The organism is Kitasatospora sp. SUK 42 (genome assembly GCF_015776785.2).
Lineage (GTDB): Bacteria > Actinomycetota > Actinomycetes > Streptomycetales > Streptomycetaceae > Kitasatospora.
Genome location: NZ_LFMD02000021.1, coordinates 1 through 6,586, shown reverse-complemented (window position 1 = coordinate 6,586; position 6,586 = coordinate 1). Strand labels below are relative to the sequence as shown.

Here is a 6,586-nt window from a genome sequence, read left to right as displayed (position 1 = left end):
ATTGATGAGGGTCAGCGACGTCTCGGTGGTCATCGCGTCGACCACGACCGGCTTACCCGTCGACTTGGCCTTTGCCCGCGCGTCCAGAACGCTTTTCTGAACTGCCGTCAGAGCGGGTTCTGCGGCTGGGGTTCCGCTGGTTGCGGTTACTGCGAATGCGGTCGGAATGCCGAGCATTCCGAGGCCCATGGCGCTGGTGGTCGCGACGGCGGCGAACCGGACGGCCCGCCGCTTTTTCGCCGCCGGAAGCCCGGCCCCGGACAATATTCTGAAATTGGACATCAAGGGTCTTTCGCTCTCCCCGATAAGTCCGCGCGTGCGGACGTTCGAGGGCACTGTGGAGGTCAGGGGGTGGATAGTCAAGTCCGGATCGAACTGTCCATATTTGGGTGGAAAATCGGATTGTTGGGGTCAATTGTCCACGTGGCAAAGGGGATTGATCGAACCGCAGTTAAAATAGAGATAAGGTCTGGGTCTAAGGTTCTCCCCCGGCGGTCGCGCGAGTGTGTGTGACCGTTTATCGATCCATCCCTTGAGGGAGATTCGCGTGGGGGCTTGGCGTATTCAGACGCCGGTCGGGAGATGGTTGAGGGGGAGACACTCATGGGTGTCTCTTCTCGCCTTCTTGTCCGTTTTGACGACTTTGATTGTGGCTCCGTCCGTCGAGGCGTGGGCTGCGGCGCGACCGCACGGCAAGGTGTGGTCGCCCAGGACGCCCTTGACGGAACAGAAGTCCGTCAAGGGCGAGGACATGAAGCCGGCGAAGCTTCCGCCGCCGGCGTCACCGGTGCCGGGGGAGTGGAAGCCCGCAGTCCCGTCGGCGGCGCCGGCCGGCTCGGCGACGGTGGCGCTGTCGGGCGGGAACCCGGTGCAGGCCGGGCAGTTGCCGGTGAAGGTCGCCCAGGGCGACCGGGATCCGGTGCACTCGGTGCGGGTTGACGTATCGGGTGCGAAGACCGCGGAAGCCGCCGGTGTGGCCGGTTCGGTGGTCGCGCTGACGGATGCCGAGGCCTCCTCGGTGGACCGCAACGTGAAGGTGGCGCTGGACCTGAAGGCGCTTCAGGGCGTTGCCTGGGCCGATCGCGCAAGACTGGTGGAGCTGCCGGGATGCGCTCTGACGACACCCGAGCGGACCGAGTGCCAGAAGCAGACGCCGGTCGAATCCAGTGTGGACCCGAAGACGGGTGTGCTGACCGCGCAGGTCTCGCTTCCGGCGGCGTCCACGGTGAGCAGGAGCTCGCTGTCGGAGAGCGGCGGCGGTCGGGTGTCGCAGGCGTCGTTCGTCCAGGCGTCGACCGGGTCGACGCCGACCTCCTCGACGCCGACGGTGCTGGCCACGACCTCGACGTCGAGCGGCCCGATGGGCGGCTACTCCGCCTCGCCGCTGTCGTCGTCGGCGGCGTGGGGTGCGGGCTCGAACGTGGGCAACTTCACCTACTCGTATCCGGTTCCGACCCCTGCGTCGATCGGTGGTGCCGGTCCGGCGCTGTCGCTGGGCTACGACTCGTCGATGGTGGACGGGAAGACGTCGTCGCAGAACGCGCAGTCGTCCTGGGTCGGTGAGGGCTGGGACTACCAGCCCGGCTTCATCGAGCGCTCGTACCGGTCCTGTGACAAGGACGGGATCACGAACTCGGGTGACATCTGCTGGGGTGGCCAGAACGCCTCGCTGAGCCTCGGTGGCCACTCGGGCACCCTGGTGCACGACGACGCGACGGGCGCCTGGCACCTCCAGGGTGACGACGGCTCCAAGATCGAGCAGCTGACCGGTGCGGCGAACGAGGCGCACAACGGTGAGTACTGGCGGGTGACCACGACCGACGGCATCCAGTACTACTTCGGTCAGAACCACCTCCCCGGCGGCAATCAGGGCGACCCGGCGGCGAACTCGGTGGAGTACGCGCCCGTCTACTCGCCGAACAGCGGGGACGACTGCTACAACTCCTCCACCGGCACGGGTTCGTGGTGCCAGGAGGGGTGGCGGTGGAACCTCGACTACGTCGTGGACACCCACCAGAACCTGATCACGTACAGCTATCAGCAGGATCTGAACTACTACTCGCGTGGTGGTGGCCAGAACGGCGGCAACGGCACGCTCACGCCGTACGTGCGTGCGGCCGAGGTGACGAAGATCGCGTACGGTCAGCGTCTGCCGGAGCAGGTCGCGGCGAACGGCGGGGCGAACCCGGCGGCCAAGGTGCTGTTCGACACCGTCGAGCGGTGCACCGCGTCGGGCCAGGTGACCTGTACGGCCGCGCAGCGGACGGTGGCGAACCAGGCGAACTGGCCGGACACGCCGCTGGACCAGGCCTGTGCGTCGACCGGGAAGTGCACCAACTACTCGCCGACCTTCTGGTCCCCGCTGATGCTGTCGCAGATCAGCACGCAGGTGCTGGTCGGCTCCAGCTACACGACGGTGGACTCGTGGGCGCTGAACCACACGTTCCCGGACCCGGGGGACGGCACGAAGCCGGCGCTGTGGCTGGCCTCGATCGTGCGGACGGCGACGAACGGCCAGCCGGCCGTGACGCTGCCGGCGGTGTCCTTCACCGCGCGCGAGCTGGCGAACCGAGTGGACGGCCTGGTGCCGGCCGAGCCGGCGTTCTACCGTCCGCGGATCCAGCAGATCACCACCGAGACCGGTGGGCGGATCAACGTGAACTACGCCGACCCGGAGTGCTCGCGGACCAGGAACACGATGCCCTCCTCCGAGGACGGCAACACGATGGCCTGCATGCCGGTGCACTGGTACCTGCCGGGCTCGTCGTCGCCGGACCCGGTGAGCGACTGGTTCAACAAGTACCTGGTCACGTCGGTGACCGAGCAGGACGCCGTCACCGGCACCACGCTGACGAAGTCCACCGACTACACCTACGGCGGCGGAGCCGCCTGGCACCGCGGCGACGGCGAGTTCGTCGACCCCAAGGTGCGGACCTGGGACGACTTCCGGGGCTACCAGACGGTCACCACGACCACGGGCAGCGGCTACTCGGGTGAGGCGCCCAAGACCCAGCAGGTGACCACGTACCTGCGGGGCATGAACGGCGACTACCTCGCCAACGGTTCCACCCGCAACGTTTCGGTGTCGTTCACGCCGTACCCGGGCGCGAGCGCGGTGACGGTGACCGACGACAAGTGGCGCACGGGCAACGTCCTGGGCAAGCAGGGCTTCGACCGGGCCGGCGGCTCGGTGCAGAGCGCCTCGTCCGCGGTCGCGTCGAACGACGTGGTGACGGCGACGCATCACCAGCAGAACGGCATGCCCGACCTGGTGGCGCGTTACCAGAGCACCAGCACCACGGCGTCGTCCTGGACGAAGCTGTCCAACGGGACGTGGCGGACCACGAGTTCGGTGACGACGTTCGACCCGAACAACGGCAACCGGCCCGTTCAGCTCGATGACAGGGGCGACGGCACCGCGGCCGTGCCGGAGACCTGCACCACCACCAGCTACGCGACCGGCAGCAACCCGCTGATGCGGATGCTCGCGTCCGAGGAGAAGACGATCGCCGGTCCGTGCGGAACGGCACCGGACGCGAACAACACCCTGAAGGACACGCAGACCCTTTACGACGGGATGGCGTTCGGCACGTCCGGTGCGACCGCTGACCCGACCAGCACCTGGGCCGTGGACTCCTACGACGGCAGCGGACCGCACTACGCGCAGCTGACCTCGGCCTCCTTCGACGTCTACGGCCGTGTGGTTTCGGCGGCAGGACCGGACGGTGTCAAGCAGCAGACGGCCTTCACGCCGGCGACCGGCGCGATTCCGACCAAGGTCACGCTGACCGGCCCGATGGGATCGTCATGGGCCACGTCCCAGATGGTCGACCCGGGTCGCAGCATCCCGCTGGTGTCCACCGACGCCAACGGCCGCGCCACGACCAAGCAGTACGACGCCCTGGGGCGTCTGACCGCGGTGTGGCAGCCGGACCGGGCAACCGACCTCAGCGCGAACTACAAGTTCTCGTACTCCGTCAACGGCGTCACCGCCCCCACCGTGATCACCTCGCAGGCGATCAACGAGGACGCGACGTACTCGACGAAGAACGAGCTGTACGACGGTCTGGGCCGCCTGCGGCAGACGCAGAGCAGCCCGGCGACCGGCGGCGCGGGACGTCTGATCACCGATCAGGTCTACGACTCGCACGGCTGGGCCGTGAAGACGGCCGCGGCGTACTTCGACGGCGCGAACCAGCCGAACGGGACGATCTTCGCTCCGCAGGACTCGCAGGTCCCCGCGCAGGACTGGATCACCTACGACGGCACGGGCCGCAAGGTGAGCGACGCCTTCATGTCGTACGCCCAGCAGCAGTGGGTCACCACCACGGCCTACCCCGGCGCGGACCGCACCGACGTCATTCCGCCGCAGGGCGGAACGCCGACGACGACCCTGACCGATGCCCGGGGCCGCGTCACCCAGTTGTGGCAGTACCACGGCAGCACGGCGACGGGTGTCGTCGGTGACGCGGACGTGACCACGTACGCGTACACGCCGGCCGGCCAGCCGCTGACCCGCAAGGACACCTCCGGCAACACCTGGAGCTACAACTACGACCTGCGCGGGCGTCAGTCGTCGGTCACGGACCCTGACACCGGCACGACCACCACCGCGTACGACGTCAACTCCCGGGTCGCGTCCACCACGGACGCGAGGGGCAACACCCTGGCGTACTCCTACGACGTGCTCGGTCGCAAGACCGGTCTGTACGCGGGCAGCGTGTCGGCGGCGAACCAGCTCGCGGGGTGGTCGTACGACACCGTGTCCGGCGGCAAGGGCATGCTGGCGTCCAGCACCCGCTACGTCGGCGGTTCGGTCGCGGGCGGCAAGTCCTACACCCAGGCCGTCACCGGCTACGACGCGATGTACCGGCCCCTGGGCACCAGCGTGACGGTCCCCGGCGGGAAGACCGGCGAGGGCTCGCTCGGTGCCACGTACACCACCAGCAACGTCTACACCCCCGTCCTCGGTTCGCTGGACCACACGAACCTGCCGGCGATGGGCGGTCTGCCGGCGGAGGAGGTCGACTACACCTACAGCAACACCGGTCTGCTGATGGCCTCCGGCGGTGCCGGCACCCTGGTCACCGACGTCCAGTACGACGCCCTGGGGCGTCCGACCCGTACCACGGTCGGCGACTTCGGTACGCAGGTCGTCTCCACCCAGCAGTACGACTGGGCCACCGGACGGCTCGTCAACTCCTTCCTGGACCGCCAGACCGGTACCACCTCGCTGGACCAGTACAGCTACACCTACAACCCGGCCGGCCGGATCACCTCGGTGAAGGACCAGCAGAACGCGTCCGCCACGGACCTGCAGTGCTTCACCTACGACTACCTCGGCCGCGTGACCACGGCGTGGACCGACGCCGGTGACACCAACACCCAGGCGGCACCGTCCGTCCCCGGTGTTGGCGGCTGCAAGAACGTCAACGGCCCGGTCCAGTCCGGATCTCCGGCCAAGCCGAGTGTGGGCGGACCGTCGCCGTACTGGCAGACCTACGGCTACGACGCGACGGGTGACCGCACTTCGCTGTTGCAGCACGACGTCACCGGCAACACCGCCAACGACACCACCACCACCCAGACGTTCAACGCCGCGGGCACGGTCAACAGCAAGACCACTGCGCCGAACACCGGGGGCGGCACCGGTGGTCCGCACGCGCTGGTGTCGACGTCGACGAAGTCGGCGAGCGGCACGGTGTCGAGTACCTACCAGTACGACGCGATGGGCAACACCACCAGCGTCACCGACAGCACCGGTGCCACCACCACCCTCACCTGGAACGGGGAGGACAGGCTCGACACCATCACCAAGGCCGGGTCCCAGGGGACGTCGTACCTGTACGACGCGGACGGCAGCCAGCTGATCCGCCGTGACCCGGGTAGGACCACCCTCAACCTCGGATCGGACGAGCTCACCCTCGACACCGCCTCCGGGGCGATGACCGACGTGCGGTACTACGGTTCGCCGGGCGGCATCACCATCACCCGCGTCACCGCGCCCACCAGCGGTGGTCAACTGGTCTACCAGGCGTCCGACCCGCACGGCACCAACGGCGTCCAGATCAACACCGATGCCTCCCAGACCGTCGTCCGGCGTCCCACGGATCCGTTCGGGAACCCGCGCGGCAGCCAGCCGGCCCCCGGAAGCTGGGCCGGCGACAAGGGTTTCGTCGGCGGCACCAAGGACGACGCCACCGGGCTGACCAACCTCGGCGCCCGCGAGTACGACCCCGCCCACGGCCGGTTCCTCAACGCGGACCCACTCCTGGCGGAGGGCAATCCGCAGCAGTGGAACGGCTACGCCTACAGCAACAACGACCCGCTGAACACCAGCGATGCCACTGGTCTGGTCTCCGTCAGCGACGGACGGCTCGCGGACTACTGCAACGCCAACCCGACCTCCACCAACTGCACCACCGGAGGTCCGTCGACCTCCCAGCCGATCACACCGACCAACGGCACCTCCGGCTCCGACACCGGCAACAGCGGTGACGGCGGTGGCGGCGGCGATGGTGGCGGTGGCGGCGGTGGTGGTGGTGGCGGCAGCCACCCCAGCGACAGCGGCAAGAAGAAGTGCGGC

At 68.3% G+C, this 6,586-nt stretch carries 1 protein-coding gene and 1 pseudogene; one reads left to right on the top strand and one right to left on the bottom strand.

Annotated elements, in window-relative coordinates:
• A pseudogene (locus RZ50_RS28165) lies at nucleotides 1-282 on the bottom strand (hypothetical protein); the annotation flags it as partial.
• Between the two features lie 436 nt (nucleotides 283-718).
• On the opposite strand from RZ50_RS28165, the gene RZ50_RS28160 reads away from it, so the two are divergent.
• On the top strand, nucleotides 719-6,586 hold a 5,868-nt coding region (locus RZ50_RS28160; RefSeq protein ID WP_217681002.1), incomplete at its 3' end, for an RHS repeat domain-containing protein.